The following is a 14,745-nucleotide window of genomic DNA, read 5'->3' as shown; positions in this document are numbered from 1 at the left end:
GCCCCCGGGCCCGGCGCGGCCGGGCGGCGCGCGCTCACCGGTAGCCTTGCCGCCCGTGACCGAAACCCTCATCTGGACCGCCGTCGGCCTCGTCGTCCTTGTCGCGATCGGCCTGTACCTCAGTTGGACCGCCGGCCGCCTCGACCGGCTGCACACCCGTATCGACGCGGCCCGCGCCGCCCTCGACGCCCAACTGCTGCGCCGCGCCTCGGTCACCCAGGAGCTGGCCACCTCCGGGGTCCTCGACCCGGCCGCGTCCATCGTGCTGTACGAGGCCGCGCACGCCGCGCGGCAGTCGCCCCAGGACCACCGCGAGGTCGCCGAGAGCGAGTTGAGCACGGCCCTGCGCGCGGTGTTCGGCGAGAGCGCGCAGGTGGAGGCGGTGAAGGAGATCCCGGGCGGTCAGGAGGCGGCGTCCGAACTCGCGGCGGCCGTACGGCGGGTGCCGATGGCGCGGAGGTTCCACAACGACGCGGTGCGGGCCGCGCGGGCCCTGCGCCGCCACCGCACGGTGCGCTGGTTCCGGCTGGCCGGGCACGCCCCGTTCCCGCTGGCCTTCGAGATGGACGACGAGCCGCCGGTGGCCCTGGCGGACCGCCCCGGCAGCTGAGACGGCCGGTGGGGGCGGGGGTGCGGCCCGCCCGCGCCGCGGCCCGGTGTTCGCGGCGCTGCCCGACGTGGCCCCCGGCGGACGCGGACCGCCCGTGCGGCCGTCCGCTGCCGGCCAGAACGATCCACCGGCCTCCTATTGGCCCTTGCTGTGGACTGGTGTCGGGGAGTTTGCTCGGCAGTGCGCCACCGAGCACGTTCCGCATCCGTTTCCCGCAGTGAGGTCGATCCGTGTCCACGCTTCCCACCACCCCGCAGTCCGCCGACACCCCCGCCACCGGCACCGCCCGCGTCAAGCGCGGCATGGCCGAGCAGCTCAAGGGCGGCGTGATCATGGACGTCGTCGACGCCGAGCAGGCGAAGATCGCCGAGGAAGCGGGCGCCGTGGCCGTCATGGCCCTGGAGCGCGTACCGGCCGACATCCGCAAGGACGGCGGCGTGGCCCGGATGTCCGACCCGAACATGATCGAGGAGATCATCGAGTCGGTGTCCATCCCGGTGATGGCCAAGTCCCGCATCGGCCACTTCGTCGAGGCGCAGGTCCTCCAGTCCCTCGGCGTCGACTACATCGACGAGTCCGAGGTCCTCACCCCGGCCGACGAGGTCAACCACAGCGACAAGTTCGCCTTCACCACGCCGTTCGTCTGCGGCGCCACCAACCTGGGCGAGGCCCTGCGCCGCATCGCCGAGGGCGCGGCCATGATCCGCTCCAAGGGCGAGGCCGGCACGGGCAACGTGGTCGAGGCCGTCCGCCACCTGCGTCAGATCAAGAACGAGATCGCCCGGCTGCGCGGCTACGACAACAACGAGCTGTACGCCGCCGCCAAGGACCTGCGCGCCCCCTACGAGCTGGTCAAGGAGGTCGCCGAGCTCGGCAAGCTGCCCGTCGTGCTGTTCTCCGCGGGCGGCGTGGCCACCCCGGCGGACGCCGCGCTGATGCGCCAGCTCGGCGCCGAGGGCGTCTTCGTCGGCTCCGGCATCTTCAAGTCGGGCGACCCGGCCAAGCGCGCCGCCGCCATCGTGAAGGCGACCACCTTCTACGACGACCCGAAGATCATCGCGGACGCCTCCCGCAACCTGGGCGAGGCCATGGTCGGCATCAACTGCGACACCCTGCCCGAGACCGAGCGCTACGCCAACCGCGGCTGGTAGTCCACCGATGAGCGACACCCCCGTGATCGGCGTCCTGGCTCTCCAGGGCGATGTACGGGAGCACCTGATCGCCCTGGCCTCGGCGGACGCCCTGGCCAGGCCGGTCCGGCGCCCCGAGGAACTCGCCGAGGTGGACGGCCTGGTCGTCCCCGGCGGCGAGTCCACGACCATCTCCAAGCTGGCCGCGCTGTTCGGCCTGCTGGAACCCCTGCGCGAGCGGATCGGGGCCGGGATGCCGGTCTACGGCACCTGCGCCGGGATGATCCTGCTCGCCGACAAGATCCTCGACCCCCGTTCGGGCCAGGAGACGCTCGGCGGCATCGACATGATCGTGCGCCGTAACGCTTTCGGGCGGCAGAACGAGTCGTTCGAGGCGGCCGTCGAGGTCGCCGGGATCGACGGCGGACCGGTGGAGGGCGTCTTCATCCGGGCCCCGTGGGTCGAGTCGGTGGGCGCCGGCACCCAGGTGATCGCCGAGCACGGCGGCCACATCGTGGCGGTACGCCAGCAAAACGCCCTTGCCACGTCATTCCACCCGGAACTGACCGGAGACCACCGGATCCACGCCTACTTCACCGAGATGGTGCGCGCCGTGGGGTGACTCGATCCCGGTAGGATCTCTCGGGTTCGTACGGAATTTGGTGACGCGAAGGAGAAGGCAGATGTCCGGCCACTCTAAATGGGCTACGACGAAGCACAAGAAGGCCGTGATTGACGCCAAGCGCGGCAAGCTCTTCGCGAAGCTGATCAAGAACATCGAGGTCGCGGCCCGCACCGGTGGTGTGGACCCCGAGGGCAACCCGACCCTCGTGGACGCGATTCAGAAGGCGAAGAAGAGTTCGGTCCCGAACAAGAACATCGACTCCGCGGTCAAGCGCGGTGGCGGTCTCGAAGCGGGCGGCGTCGATTACCAGACGATCATGTACGAGGGTTACGGCCCCAATGGTGTCGCGGTGCTCATCGAGTGCCTCACCGACAACCGCAACCGCGCCGCGTCCGACGTACGGGTCGCCATGACCCGCAACGGCGGTTCGATGGCCGACCCGGGCTCGGTCTCGTACCTCTTCCACCGCAAGGGCGTCGTCATCGTCCCCAAGGGCGAACTGTCCGAGGACGATGTGCTCGGTGCGGTCCTGGAAGCGGGCGCCGAGGAGGTCAACGACCTCGGCGACAGCTACGAGGTCGTCAGCGAGGCCACCGACATGGTCGCGGTCCGCACCGCGCTCCAGGAGGCGGGCATCGACTACGACTCGGCCGAGGCCAACTTCCTGCCCACCATGCAGGTGGACCTCGACGAGGAGGGCGCGCGCAAGATCTTCAAGCTGATCGACGCGCTGGAGGACAGCGACGACGTGCAGAACGTCTTCGCCAACTTCGACGTCTCCGACGAGGTCATGGAGAAGGTCGACGCCTGAGCCGCGCCCCGCGCGCAGCTGTCGTGGACGGGCCGACGGGGACACACCCCGTCGGCCCGCCGCATTGTCGGTGCCGCCCGATAGCCTGCTGGAACAGTTGACCGATCGGCAGGGAGGGGCGGACCGTGCGGGTACTCGGCGTGGACCCGGGACTGACCAGGTGCGGGGTCGGCGTCGTCGAAGGCGTCGCGGGCCGGCCGCTCACCATGCTCGGCGTGGGCGTCGTGCGCACCCCGGCCGACGCGGAGCTCGGCCACCGCCTGGTGGCCATCGAGCGCGGCATCGAGGAATGGCTCGACACGCACAGCCCCGACTGCGTCGCCGTGGAGCGGGTCTTCGCCCAGCACAACGTGCGTACGGTCATGGGCACCGCCCAGGCCAGCGCGGTCGCGATGCTCTGCGCGTCCCGGCGCGGCATCCCGGTCGCCCTGCACACGCCCAGCGAGGTCAAGGCCGCCGTGTCCGGCAGCGGACGCGCCGACAAGGCTCAGGTGGGCGCCATGGTGACCAGGCTGCTCAGGCTCGACGCCCCGCCGAAACCGGCCGACGCCGCCGACGCGCTGGCGCTCGCCATCTGCCACATCTGGCGTGCCCCCGCGCTCAACCGTCTCCAGCAGGCGCACGCGGCGGCCGCCGCCCGCACCCCGCGCGTCCCGCGCACCGCAGCCGTTCCCGTCCGGAAGGTCCCCCGATGATCGCCTTCGTCAGCGGCCCCGTCGCCGCGCTCGCCCCGACCACGGCCGTGATCGAGGTCGGCGGCATCGGCATGGCCGTCCAGTGCGCGCCGGGCACCCTGGCCGCCCTGCGCATCGGCCAGGAGGCCAGGCTCGCCACCTCCCTCGTCGTTCGCGAGGACTCGCTGACGCTCTACGGCTTCGCCGACGACGACGAACGCCAGATCTTCGAGCTGCTCCAGACCGCCAGCGGCGTCGGCCCCCGGCTCGCCCAGGCGATGCTGGCCACCCACAGCCCCGACGCCCTGCGCGTCGCCGTGGCCACCGGCGACGAGAAGGCGCTCACCGCCGTCTCAGGCATCGGCAAGAAGGGCGCCCAGAAGCTCCTGCTCGAACTGAAGGACCGGCTCGGCGAACCGGTCGGCGCGCACGCCGCGGGACAAGGCATCGGCGCCCCCGTCTCCGCCTCCTGGCGGGACCAGCTCCAGGCCGCCCTGATCGGCCTCGGCTACGCCACCCGCGAGGCGGACGAGGCGGTCGCCGCCGTGGCACCGCAGGCCGAGGAAGCCCTCGCGGCCGGCGGCCGGCCGCCCGTGCCGCAGCTGCTGCGCGCCGCCCTGCAGACCCTCAACCGCGCGCGCTGAGCGGACCCGGGGCCACCCTTCACGCCCGGCCGGGCACCGTACGGCCGCGCACCGAAACATCCGAGGCGGGACAGACGAGATGAACTGGGACGACACCGGAACCGACACCGGCGAGCGGTTCGACGACCGGCTGGTCGACGCCGGCGCGGACGGCGAGGACACCGCGGTCGAGGCGGCGCTGCGCCCCAAGGACCTGGACGAGTTCGTCGGCCAGGAGAAGGTCCGCGAACAGCTCGACCTGGTCCTCAAGGCCGCCCGCGCCCGCGGCGCCACCGCCGACCACGTGCTGCTCTCCGGCGCGCCCGGCCTCGGCAAGACCACCCTCTCCATGATCATCGCGGCGGAGATGAACGCGCCGATCCGGATCACCTCGGGCCCCGCCATCCAGCACGCGGGCGACCTCGCGGCGATCCTGTCCTCGCTCCAGGAGGGCGAGGTCCTCTTCCTCGACGAGATCCACCGCATGTCCCGGCCCGCCGAGGAAATGCTCTACATGGCCATGGAGGACTTCCGGGTCGACGTGATCGTCGGCAAGGGCCCCGGTGCCACCGCCATCCCGCTGGAGCTGCCGCCCTTCACCCTGGTCGGCGCCACCACCCGGGCCGGTCTGCTGCCGCCCCCGCTGCGCGACCGCTTCGGCTTCACCGGACACATGGAGTTCTACGCCCCCGCCGAACTGGAACGGGTGATTCACCGCTCGGCCCGCCTGCTCGACGTCGAGCTGGACGCCGAAGGCGGCGCGGAGATCGCCGGACGCTCCCGCGGCACCCCCCGCATCGCCAACCGGCTGCTGCGCCGGGTCCGGGACTACGCCCAGGTCAAGGCCGACGGCAGGATCGACCGCGAGATCGCGGCGGCGGCCCTCGGGGTGTACGAGGTGGACGCCAGGGGCCTGGACCGGCTGGACCGGGCGGTGCTCGGCGCCCTGCTGAAGCTCTTCGGCGGCGGACCGGTCGGCCTGTCCACCCTCGCGGTCGCCGTGGGGGAGGAGCGCGAGACGGTCGAGGAGGTCGCCGAGCCCTTCCTCGTACGGGAGGGACTGCTGGCCAGGACACCGCGCGGGCGGGTGGCCACGCCTGCCGCCTGGGCCCATCTGGGACTCGTTCCTCCCCAGCAAGGCGGAAAGGGACAACAGGGCCTGTTCGGGGCGTGATGCGTCACAGGTTGACCGGAAGCGGAACCACGGTGCCATGCTGGGCGTTGTTCCATCGATGCGGACTCGCTTAGACTCCGCCGATGCCGCCCTTAACGGTCGGTGTACCCACCCCCGTATACCAGGCCGCTTTCCAATGCGGTCGTGCGAAGGAAAATCGTCCCGTGAATCCCGTGACTCTCCTCCCCTTCATCGTGCTCATCGGGGCCATGTTCCTGATGACGCGGTCCGCCAAGAAGAAGCAGGCGGCGGCTGCGGCCATGCGCAATGAAATGCAGCCCGGCACCGGCGTCCGGACGATCGGGGGCATGTACGCCACCGTCAAGGAGCTTCACGACGACACGGTCACCCTCGAAGTCGCTCCCGGCGTCCACGCCATCTACGCCAAGAACGCCATCGGCGCGGTCCTGGACGACGCGGAGTACAACCGCATCGTCCACGGCGAAGAGGAGGAGGAGCTCGACGTCGACGGCGCCATCGTGCCCGACGACGCCTCCTCGCTGACCGAGCTCGACACCGCCGACGACGCCGACGAGGCGAAGACCGACCTGGTCAAGAAGACCGGCTCGGACGAGGGCGACGAGCCGGCCGAGGCCAAGGACGACAAGAAGTCCGAGGGCAAGGCCGACGGCGAGACCGACGCGAAGTAGCACACGACCCGGGGAGGCCGTGAGCCGGCAGGCATCCGGCCGTCCCCGGTCCGTGCGCTCCTTCACGGGGGCGGGTCCCCACTAAACTTCGTGGCCGCTTGGGCGCACACCCGGCGCGGGGCGGTTGGACTAGGGAGAAACGACAAGGTGGCAGCACCGAAGAAGGGCCGGGGAGCATCCGGCGGTCAGGGGAAGCCGGGGCGTTCCCTGGCTCTGATCCTGATCGCCATGGTCGCCCTCACCGGCGGGATGTTCCTGGCCCACCAGCCGACGCCGCGACTCGGCATCGACCTGGCCGGCGGCACCTCCATCACGCTGGAGGCGAAAGCCGAACCGGGCCAGGAAAAGGCGATCAACAAGACCAACATGGACACCGCGGTCCAGATCATGGAACGCCGCGTCAACGGTCTTGGTGTCTCCGAGGCAGAGGTCCAGACCCAGGGCGATCGCAACATCATCGTCAACATCCCCAAGGGCACGAACTCCGCCCAGGCCCGTGAGCAGGTCGGTACCACCGCCAAGCTCTACTTCCGGCCGGTGCTGACCGTCGCCCAGGGGTCGCCCACCCCTGAGCCCAGCGCCTCGCCCTCCGGCAAGGCCAGCTCCTCCCCGTCGCCGAGCGCCACGGCCTCCGAGAAGGCGGACGACGGCGACAAGGCCACCGGCTCCTCGTCGTCGCCGAGTGCGAGCGCCACCACCCAGGGCCGCGCGGTCACCGGCGCCCTGAAGACCGACGCCTCGCCGGAGGCCAGCGCCTCCGCGTCCGCCGAGGACGAGGCCGCCGCCGCGAAGCTGCAGAAGCAGTTCGAGGAGCTCGACTGCTCCAACGAGGCCTCACGCTCCAAGGCCGCCCAGGGCGGCAAGTCCACCGACACGGTCCTGGCGTGCAGCTCCGAGGGCGACGCGAAGTACGTGCTCGGCCCGGCCGAGGTGTCCGGCACCGAGGTCGACAGCGCCAAGGCCAACTTCGACCAGCAGCGCGGCATGTGGATCGTCCAGATGGAGTTCTCCGGCAAGGGCTCCAAGCAGTTCCAGACGATCACCAAGAAGCTCTCCGCGCAGCAGGAGCCGCAGAACCAGTTCGCCATCGCGCTGGACGGCGAGGTCGTCTCCGCCCCCCGCGTCAACGAGACCCTCAGCGGCAGCGCCGAGATCTCCGGCAGCTTCACCCAGCAGTCCGCCGAGGACCTGGCCAACGTGCTCTCCTACGGTGCGCTGCCGCTCTCCTTCAAAGAGCAGAGCGTCACCACCGTCACCGCCGCGCTCGGTGGCGAGCAGCTGAAGGCCGGCCTCATCGCCGGCGCCATCGGCCTGGCCCTCGTGATCATCTACCTGGTGGCCTACTACCGCGGGCTGGCGTTCATCGCCCTGCTCAGCCTCCTGGTCTCCGGCATCCTGAGCTACACGATCATGGCGCTGCTCGGCCCCGCCATCGGCTTCGCGCTGAACCTGCCGGCCGTATGCGGTGCCATCGTGGCCATCGGTATCACCGCGGACTCCTTCATCGTGTACTTCGAACGCGTACGGGACGAGATCCGCGAGGGCCGCACGCTGCGCCCCGCCGTCGAGCGGGGCTGGCCGCGGGCCCGGCGCACCATCCTGGTCTCCGACTTCGTGTCGTTCCTGGCCGCCGCCGTGCTCTTCGTGGTCACCGTCGGCAAGGTCCAGGGCTTCGCGTTCACGCTGGGTCTCACCACCCTGCTCGACGTCGTCGTGGTGTTCCTCTTCACCAAGCCGCTCCTGACGCTCATGGCCCGCAAGAAGTTCTTCGCCAGCGGTCACCCCTGGTCCGGACTCGACCCGAAACGGCTCGGCGCCAAGCCGCCGCTGCGCCGCTCCCGCCGTGTCAACGCCCCCACCGACCCGAAGGAGGCGTGAGATGTCGCGACTCGGCAATTTCGGCGCCCGTCTCTACCGCGGCGAGGTCGGCTACGACTTCATGGGCAACCGCAGGATCTGGTACGGCGTCTCGGTCCTGATCACCATCACGGCCATCGTCGCCCTGGCGGTCAGCGGCCTGAACATGGGCATCGAGTTCAAGGGCGGTGCCGTCTTCACCACCCCGAAGACGAGCGTGTCCGTCTCCGAGGCGGAGGACCTGGCGACGGAGGCATCCGGCCACCAGGCCATCGTCCAGAAGCTCGGCAACGGCGGTCTGCGCGTTCAGATCACCGAGGTCGACACCGCCAAGTCCGACGAGATCCAGGACAAGCTCGCCGCCGACCTCGACGTCCCGCGCGAGAAGATCGCGGCTGACCTGGTCGGTCCCAGCTGGGGCGAGCAGATCGCCAACAAGGCATGGACCGGTCTCGGGATCTTCATGATCCTTGTGGTCATCTATCTGGCCATCGCCTTCGAGTGGCGGATGGCCATCGCGGCCCTCGTCGCGCTGATCCACGACATCACCATCACGGTCGGCGTCTACGCCCTGGTCGGCTTCGAGGTCACCCCGGGCACCGTGATCGGTCTGCTGACCATCCTCGGTTACTCCCTCTACGACACGGTCGTCGTCTTCGACAGCCTCAAGGAGGGCACGAAGGGGATCACCAAGCAGACCCGGTGGACCTACAGCGAGATCGCCAACCGCTCCATCAACGGCACGCTGATCCGCTCGATCAACACCACCGTCGTCGCCCTGCTCCCGGTCGCCGGTCTGCTGTTCATCGGCGGCGGCGTCCTCGGCGCCGGCATGCTGAACGACATCTCGCTCGCCCTCTTCGTCGGCCTCGCGGCCGGTGCCTACTCCTCGATCTTCATCGCCACCCCGCTGGTCGCCGACCTCAAGGAACGGGACCCGCAGATGAAGGCCCTGAAGAAGCGGGTCCTCGCCAAGCGCGCGGCGGCCGCCGCCAAGGGCGAGGCCACCGAGGCCGAACAGGCCGAGCAGGGCGACCAGGACCAGGACCCCGAGGACGCCGCACCCGCCGGCGCGGTCGTCGGACAGCGCCAGCAGCCCCCCAGGGGCCACGGCCGCACCCCGGGAAGGCGCTGATGACCAGCACCACGGAGAGCACGAGAGAACTGCTGCTCAGCCGCATCCGTGACGTCGCGGACTACCCGAAGCCGGGCGTGATGTTCAAGGACATCACCCCGCTGCTCGCGGACCCGGTCGCGTTCACGGCCCTCACCGACAGCCTCGCGGAGCTGTGCCTGCGGCACGGCGCCACGAAGATCGTCGGCCTGGAGGCCCGCGGGTTCATCCTGGCCGCGCCCGTCGCGATCCGGGCCGGCCTCGGCTTCGTACCCGTCCGCAAGGCCGGCAAGCTGCCGGGCGCCACGCTCAGCCAGGCGTACGAGCTGGAGTACGGCACCGCGGAGATCGAGATCCACGCGGAGGACCTGTCCGCCGACGACCGGATCATGGTCATCGACGACGTCCTGGCCACCGGCGGCACCGCCGGTGCCTCCCTGGAGCTGATCCGCAGGGCCGGTGCCCAGGTCGCCGGGGTCGCCGTCCTCATGGAGCTGGGCTTCCTGGCCGGACGGGCCCGTCTGGAGGAGAACCTGCGGGGCGCTCCGCTGGAGGCCCTGATCACGGTCTGAGCGCCCGCCGTGCCGTAGCCGGCACAGCGACACGTGCACCGAAGAGGGCACCCGGGAACAACCGGGTGCCCTCCGGCGTTGTCAGGGCTCTCACGGTCCCCGGGGGAGGACTGGCCGTCGGGTCGATACGATGGCCCTTCCGGGTGTCCGGATCCGCACGAGGAGCGCTCTTGCCAGACGAGGCCCAGCCAGTCGCCGCCCCGCAGCCCGACAAGCCCGAGGCGGCCCCAGCCACGCCCGCGAAGCAGCAGCCCGCGGAGAAGCCGAAGCCCCCGGCCCCCGAGCCCGGCACGGGCCCGGCGTCCGCCGAGGCCAACGGCCCCGCGCCCGCTTCCCCCACCCAGCCGGCCGCACCCACCCCGACCGCCCCGAAGCCGCCGGCCAAGCCCTCGGCCGGAGCCCTCGTGCCCGCCACCGGCTCGGTGTCCCGCTCCGGCGGCTCCTCCAACCGGGTCCGGGCCAGGCTCGCCCGCCTCGGCGTCCAGCGCTCCAGCCCGTACAACCCGGTCCTCGAACCACTGCTGCGCACCGTGCGGAGCAACGACGCCAAGATCGAGACCTCCACGCTGCGCCAGATCGAGCGCGCCTACCAGGTCGCCGAGCGCTGGCACCGCGGCCAGAAGCGCAAGAGCGGCGACCCGTACATCACGCACCCGCTCGCCGTGACGACGATCCTCGCCGAACTGGGCATGGATCCGGCCACCCTGATGGCGGGGCTCCTGCACGACACCGTCGAGGACACCGAATACGGCCTGGACACCCTGCGCCGCGACTTCGGCGACCAGGTCGCCCTGCTGGTCGACGGCGTCACCAAGCTGGACAAGGTGAAGTTCGGCGAGGCCGCGCAGGCCGAGACCGTGCGCAAGATGGTCGTCGCCATGGCCAAGGACCCGCGCGTCCTGGTCATCAAGCTCGCCGACCGGCTGCACAACATGCGCACCATGCGCTACCTCAAGCGGGAGAAGCAGGAGAAGAAGGCCCGCGAGACGCTGGAGATCTACGCCCCGCTCGCCCACCGCCTGGGCATGAACACCATCAAGTGGGAGCTGGAGGACCTCGCCTTCGCGATCCTCTACCCGAAGATGTACGACGAGATCGTCCGCCTCGTCGCCGAGCGGGCGCCCAAGCGTGACGAATACCTCGCCATAGTGACCGACGAGGTCCAGTCCGACCTGCGCGCCGCCCGCATCAAGGCCACCGTCACCGGCAGGCCGAAGCACTACTACAGCGTCTACCAGAAGATGATCGTGCGCGGCCGCGACTTCGCCGAGATCTACGACCTGGTGGGCATCCGCGTCCTCGTCGACACCGTCCGCGACTGCTACGCGGCGCTCGGCACCGTGCACGCGCGATGGAATCCGGTCCCGGGCCGGTTCAAGGACTACATCGCGATGCCCAAGTTCAACATGTACCAGTCACTGCACACCACGGTGATCGGCCCCAGCGGCAAGCCCGTCGAGCTCCAGATCCGTACGTTCGACATGCACCGCCGCGCCGAGTACGGCATCGCCGCGCACTGGAAGTACAAGCAGGAGGCCGTCGCCGGCGCCTCCAAGGTGCGTACCGACGTCCCCAAGAACACCGGCCGCGGCCAGGACACCGTCAACGACATGGCGTGGCTGCGCCAGCTCCTGGACTGGCAGAAGGAGACCGAGGACCCCAGCGAGTTCCTGGAGTCGCTGCGCTTCGACCTCTCGCGCAACGAGGTCTTCGTCTTCACGCCCAAGGGCGACGTGATAGCGCTTCCGGCCGGGGCCACCCCGGTCGACTTCGCCTACGCCGTCCACACGGAGGTCGGCCACCGGACCATAGGGGCACGGGTCAACGGCCGGCTCGTACCGCTGGAGTCGACGCTCGACAACGGCGACCTGGTGGAGGTCTTCACCTCCAAGGCGGCCGGTGCCGGGCCCTCCCGCGACTGGCTTGGCTTCGTCAAGTCGCCCCGGGCCCGCAACAAGATCCGCGCCTGGTTCTCCAAGGAGCGCCGCGACGAGGCGATCGAACAGGGCAAGGACGCCATCGCGCGGGCCATGCGCAAGCAGAACCTGCCGATCCAGCGCATCCTGACCGGCGACTCGCTGGTCACCCTCGCCCACGAGATGCGCTACCCCGACATCTCGTCCCTGTACGCCGCGATCGGCGAGGGCCATGTCGCCGCCGCGGGCGTCGTCCAGAAGCTGGTCCAGGCGCTCGGCGGCGAGGACGCGGCCAACGAGGACCTGGAGGAGAGCACCCCGCCCTCCCGCAGCCGCAACAAGCGCCGCTCCAACGCCGACCCCGGGGTCGTCGTCAAGGGCGTCGAGGACGTCTGGGTCAAGCTCGCCCGCTGTTGTACGCCCGTGCCCGGAGACCCCATCATCGGGTTCGTCACCCGCGGCAGCGGGGTCTCCGTGCACCGGGCCGACTGCGTCAACGTCGACTCGCTCTCGCAGCAGCCGGAACGCATCCTGGAGGTCGAGTGGGCGCCCACCCAGTCCTCGGTCTTCCTGGTCGCCATCCAGGTCGAGGCACTGGACCGCTCCCGGCTCCTGTCGGATGTCACCCGCGTCCTGTCCGACCAGCACGTCAACATCCTGTCGGCCGCCGTGCAGACGTCCCGGGACCGGGTCGCCACCTCGCGCTTCACCTTCGAGATGGGCGACCCCAAGCACCTCGGGCACGTCCTGAAGGCGGTACGGGGCGTGGAGGGCGTCTACGACGTCTACCGGGTGACCTCGGCCCGCCGGCCGTAGAGGGCCTACGCGTCGACCTCGTACTGGCCGTGCTCCAGGAAGTACCGCATCTCCTCGGGCGTGCCCTGGATGGCCTCGATGACGGCGGCGCGCATCGCGTCGCTGATGTCCGGCTCGCCGAGCATGCGGAAGAGGGCGACGCTGTCGTCCTCGGCCTGGGCGAGGCGGTAGCCGTTGTCCAGCCACTCGCGGATCTCCTGGGCGGTGCCGTTGTCGAGGAGCGCGTTGATCTCCTTGATGACGCGCTTGCCGGAGGCCGGACTGCCGAGGATGCGGAAGAGGGCGACGCTGTCGTCCTCGGCCTGGGCGAGCGGGTAGCCCGTCTTCAGCCACTCGCGCATCTGCGCCGGGTCGTTGGCGTCGAGGAGCGCGTTGACCTCCTTCACGACCCGCTTCCCGGAGGCCGGGTCGGCGAGCAGGCGGACGACCGCGACGCGGACGTCGTCGTCGGACATGTCGTCCACCGGGAGGTCGGAGCCGTGGCCCGCCGGCGTCGAGGCGGCGGCGTTGGCGGCCGGCGGGGACGCCGTCCCGGCGGCGAAGGCCGGGCCGGACAGAAGAAGGGCCGGGGCGAGGGCGGTGGCCGCCGCGGTCAGGGCGACGCGGGTCAGTCTCATCGGTGAACCTGCCTCAGATGCGTAAGTGAACTCGGCGAAGCCGGCGAGAGCGCGAAGCACGCCGGTGCGAAGATCATCGCTTCCGGGCCCGCCCCGGATCACTGCTGCGTTCCGGCAGTTGTCACGGCCTTCTCATTGCCGTCCACGCCGCCCCACGGGGAAGGGGCCTTCCCGCGCGAACGCGGAAAGGCCCCCGGGACATGCGTGCGACGTCAGCCGCCGAACTCCTCCAGGCCCTTGAGCGCCTGGTCCAGCAGCGCCTGCCGGCCCTCCAGCTCGCGGGCCAGCTTGTCCGCGCGGGCGTTGTTGCCCGAGGCGCGGGCCGTGTCGATCTGCGTACGCAGCTTGTCCACGGCCGCCTGGAGCTGACCGGTCAGACCCGCGGCACGGGCACGCGCCTCCGGGTTCGTCCGGCGCCACTCGGACTCCTCGGCCTCCTGGAGCGCCCGCTCCACCGCCTGCATCCGCCCCTCGACCTTCGGACGGGCGTCACGCGGCACGTGGCCGATGGCCTCCCAGCGCTCGTTGAGACCCCGGAACGCGGCCCTGGCCGCCTTCAGGTCCTTCACCGGCACCAGCTTCTCGGCCTCGTCGGCGAGCTCCTCCTTCAACTTGAGGTTCTCGCCCTGCTCCGCGTCACGCTCCGCGAAGACCTCGCCGCGGGCGGCGAAGAAGACGTCCTGCGCACCGCGGAAACGGTTCCACAGTTCGTCCTCCGCCTCGCGCTGGGCGCGGCCGGCCGCCTTCCACTGCGTCATCAGGTCGCGGTAGCGGGCGGCCGTGGCCCCCCAGTCCGTGGACCCGGACAGCGCCTCGGCCTCGGCGACCAGCTTCTCCTTGGCCTTGCGGGCCTCCTCGCGCTGGGCGTCCAGCGAGGCGAAGTGCGCCTTGCGGCGCTTGGAGAACGCCGAGCGGGCGTGCGAGAAGCGGTGCCACAGCTCGTCGTCGGACTTGCGGTCGAGCCGCGGCAGGCCCTTCCACGTGTCCACGAGAGCACGGAGCCGCTCGCCCGCGGAGCGCCACTGCTCGCTCTGCGCCAGCTCCTCGGCCTCGGCGACCAGGGCCTCCTTGGAGTGCTTCGCCTCGTCGGCCTGCTTCGCCTTCTGCGCCTTGCGCTCCTCACGCCGCGACTCGACCGTCGCGACCAGCGCGTCCAGCCGCTTGCGCAGCGCGTCCAGGTCGCCGACGGCGTGGTGCTCGTCGACCTGGCCACGCAGATGCTCGATGGCGGTCGTCGCGTCCTTCGCGGACAGATCGGTGGTCTTCACCCGCCGTTCGAGGAGGCCGATCTCGACCACAATGCCCTCGTACTTGCGCTCGAAGTAGGCCAGGGCCTCCTCCGGTGAACCGGCCTGCCACGATCCGACGACCTGCTCGCCGTCGGCTGTACGCACGTACACGGTGCCCGTCTCATCGACTCGGCCCCACGGGTCGCTGCTCACAGCGCCTCCTCCACCTGATGCCCGCGAGAGGATCACCCCCCTGGCATCGTCCACAGTTTCCTGGGGCGGGCAGCGCCCGCCCTGCACCACGCCAATCTAGGCGACGGGCCGCCC

At 70.8% G+C, this 14,745-nt stretch carries 14 protein-coding genes; 12 read left to right on the top strand and 2 right to left on the bottom strand.

The genetic code is table 11. The features are described from left to right. The first annotated feature begins 55 nt into the window (after positions 1 to 55). From P8A18_RS04485 to P8A18_RS04430, 12 genes are all read left to right on the top strand, one after another. Entirely contained in the window at positions 56 to 610 is a 555-nt protein-coding gene (locus P8A18_RS04485; RefSeq protein ID WP_306051956.1) for a LemA family protein, read from the top strand. Positions 611 to 840: 230 nt separating this feature from the next. Continuing rightward, positions 841 to 1,761, top strand: coding sequence for a pyridoxal 5'-phosphate synthase lyase subunit PdxS (gene pdxS / locus P8A18_RS04480; RefSeq protein WP_306051955.1), 921 nt, complete (start codon positions 841 to 843; stop codon positions 1,759 to 1,761). A 7-nt stretch (positions 1,762 to 1,768) separates the two neighbouring features. Beyond that, the gene (gene pdxT, locus P8A18_RS04475) at positions 1,769 to 2,362 is read left to right on the top strand and encodes a pyridoxal 5'-phosphate synthase glutaminase subunit PdxT (RefSeq protein ID WP_306051954.1); all 594 of its coding nucleotides are present in this window, start codon (positions 1,769 to 1,771) and stop codon (positions 2,360 to 2,362) included. A gap of 61 nt (positions 2,363 to 2,423) precedes the next feature. Next, positions 2,424 to 3,176, top strand: a complete 753-nt coding sequence (locus P8A18_RS04470) for a YebC/PmpR family DNA-binding transcriptional regulator (RefSeq protein WP_306051953.1) — start codon at positions 2,424 to 2,426, stop codon at positions 3,174 to 3,176. Between the two features lie 125 nt (positions 3,177 to 3,301). Then, positions 3,302 to 3,871 (top strand): crossover junction endodeoxyribonuclease RuvC, encoded by a 570-nt coding sequence (ruvC, locus tag P8A18_RS04465; RefSeq protein ID WP_306051952.1) that lies wholly within the window; start codon positions 3,302 to 3,304, stop codon positions 3,869 to 3,871. Further along, positions 3,868 to 4,494, top strand: coding sequence for a Holliday junction branch migration protein RuvA (ruvA, locus tag P8A18_RS04460; RefSeq protein WP_306051951.1), 627 nt, complete (start codon positions 3,868 to 3,870; stop codon positions 4,492 to 4,494). The genes ruvC and ruvA overlap by 4 nt, the downstream gene beginning before the upstream one ends. A gap of 79 nt (positions 4,495 to 4,573) precedes the next feature. After that, on the top strand, positions 4,574 to 5,647 hold the full coding sequence (gene ruvB / locus P8A18_RS04455) for a Holliday junction branch migration DNA helicase RuvB (RefSeq protein ID WP_306051950.1): 1,074 nt from the start codon (positions 4,574 to 4,576) through the stop codon (positions 5,645 to 5,647). Positions 5,648 to 5,811: 164 nt separating this feature from the next. Continuing rightward, positions 5,812 to 6,297: a preprotein translocase subunit YajC gene (gene yajC, locus P8A18_RS04450; protein ID WP_306051949.1), complete on the top strand. Its 486-nt coding sequence runs from the start codon at positions 5,812 to 5,814 to the stop codon at positions 6,295 to 6,297. A 147-nt stretch (positions 6,298 to 6,444) separates the two neighbouring features. Beyond that, positions 6,445 to 8,175, top strand: a complete 1,731-nt coding sequence (secD, locus tag P8A18_RS04445) for a protein translocase subunit SecD (RefSeq protein ID WP_306051948.1) — start codon at positions 6,445 to 6,447, stop codon at positions 8,173 to 8,175. A gap of 1 nt (position 8,176) precedes the next feature. Beyond that, positions 8,177 to 9,289, top strand: a complete 1,113-nt coding sequence (secF, locus tag P8A18_RS04440; protein ID WP_306051947.1) for a protein translocase subunit SecF — start codon at positions 8,177 to 8,179, stop codon at positions 9,287 to 9,289. After that, entirely contained in the window at positions 9,289 to 9,840 is a 552-nt protein-coding gene (locus P8A18_RS04435; RefSeq protein ID WP_306051946.1) for an adenine phosphoribosyltransferase, read from the top strand. The genes secF and P8A18_RS04435 overlap by 1 nt, the downstream gene beginning before the upstream one ends. A 170-nt stretch (positions 9,841 to 10,010) precedes the next feature. After that, complete coding sequence (locus P8A18_RS04430; protein ID WP_306051945.1) at positions 10,011 to 12,572, top strand: RelA/SpoT family protein; 2,562 nt, start codon at positions 10,011 to 10,013, stop codon at positions 12,570 to 12,572. Positions 12,573 to 12,577: 5 nt separating this feature from the next. On the opposite strand, the gene P8A18_RS04425 is transcribed toward P8A18_RS04430, so the two are convergent. Next, a complete protein-coding gene (locus P8A18_RS04425; protein ID WP_306051944.1) occupies positions 12,578 to 13,189 on the bottom strand; it encodes a hypothetical protein in 612 nt (203 codons plus the stop codon). Positions 13,190 to 13,401: 212 nt separating this feature from the next. After that, positions 13,402 to 14,631 carry a DUF349 domain-containing protein gene (locus P8A18_RS04420; protein ID WP_306051943.1) on the bottom strand — a complete coding sequence of 410 codons (1,230 nt, stop codon included), beginning with the start codon at positions 14,629 to 14,631 and terminating at the stop codon, positions 13,402 to 13,404. Positions 14,632 to 14,745 lie beyond the last annotated feature (114 nt).

The organism is Streptomyces sp. Mut1 (assembly GCF_030719295.1).
Classification (GTDB): Bacteria; Actinomycetota; Actinomycetes; order Streptomycetales; family Streptomycetaceae; genus Streptomyces; species Streptomyces castrisilvae.
The sequence above is the reverse complement of the archived record's forward strand: the minus strand, read 5'-3'. Positions and strand labels throughout refer to the sequence as shown.

Bases quoted from the DNA above. Each gene is read 5' to 3' on its own strand.
- ruvB (WP_306051950.1), top strand. From the start codon at position 4,574: ATGAACTGGGACGACACCGGAACCGACACCGGCGAGCGGTTCGACGAC.
- ruvA (WP_306051951.1), top strand. From the start codon at position 3,868: ATGATCGCCTTCGTCAGCGGCCCCGTCGCCGCGCTCGCCCCGACCACG.
- secF (WP_306051947.1), top strand. From the start codon at position 8,177: ATGTCGCGACTCGGCAATTTCGGCGCCCGTCTCTACCGCGGCGAGGTC.
- P8A18_RS04425 (WP_306051944.1), bottom strand. From the start codon at position 13,189: ATGAGACTGACCCGCGTCGCCCTGACCGCGGCGGCCACCGCCCTCGCC.
- P8A18_RS04470 (WP_306051953.1), top strand. From the start codon at position 2,424: ATGTCCGGCCACTCTAAATGGGCTACGACGAAGCACAAGAAGGCCGTG.
- pdxT (WP_306051954.1), top strand. From the start codon at position 1,769: ATGAGCGACACCCCCGTGATCGGCGTCCTGGCTCTCCAGGGCGATGTA.
- P8A18_RS04435 (WP_306051946.1), top strand. From the start codon at position 9,289: ATGACCAGCACCACGGAGAGCACGAGAGAACTGCTGCTCAGCCGCATC.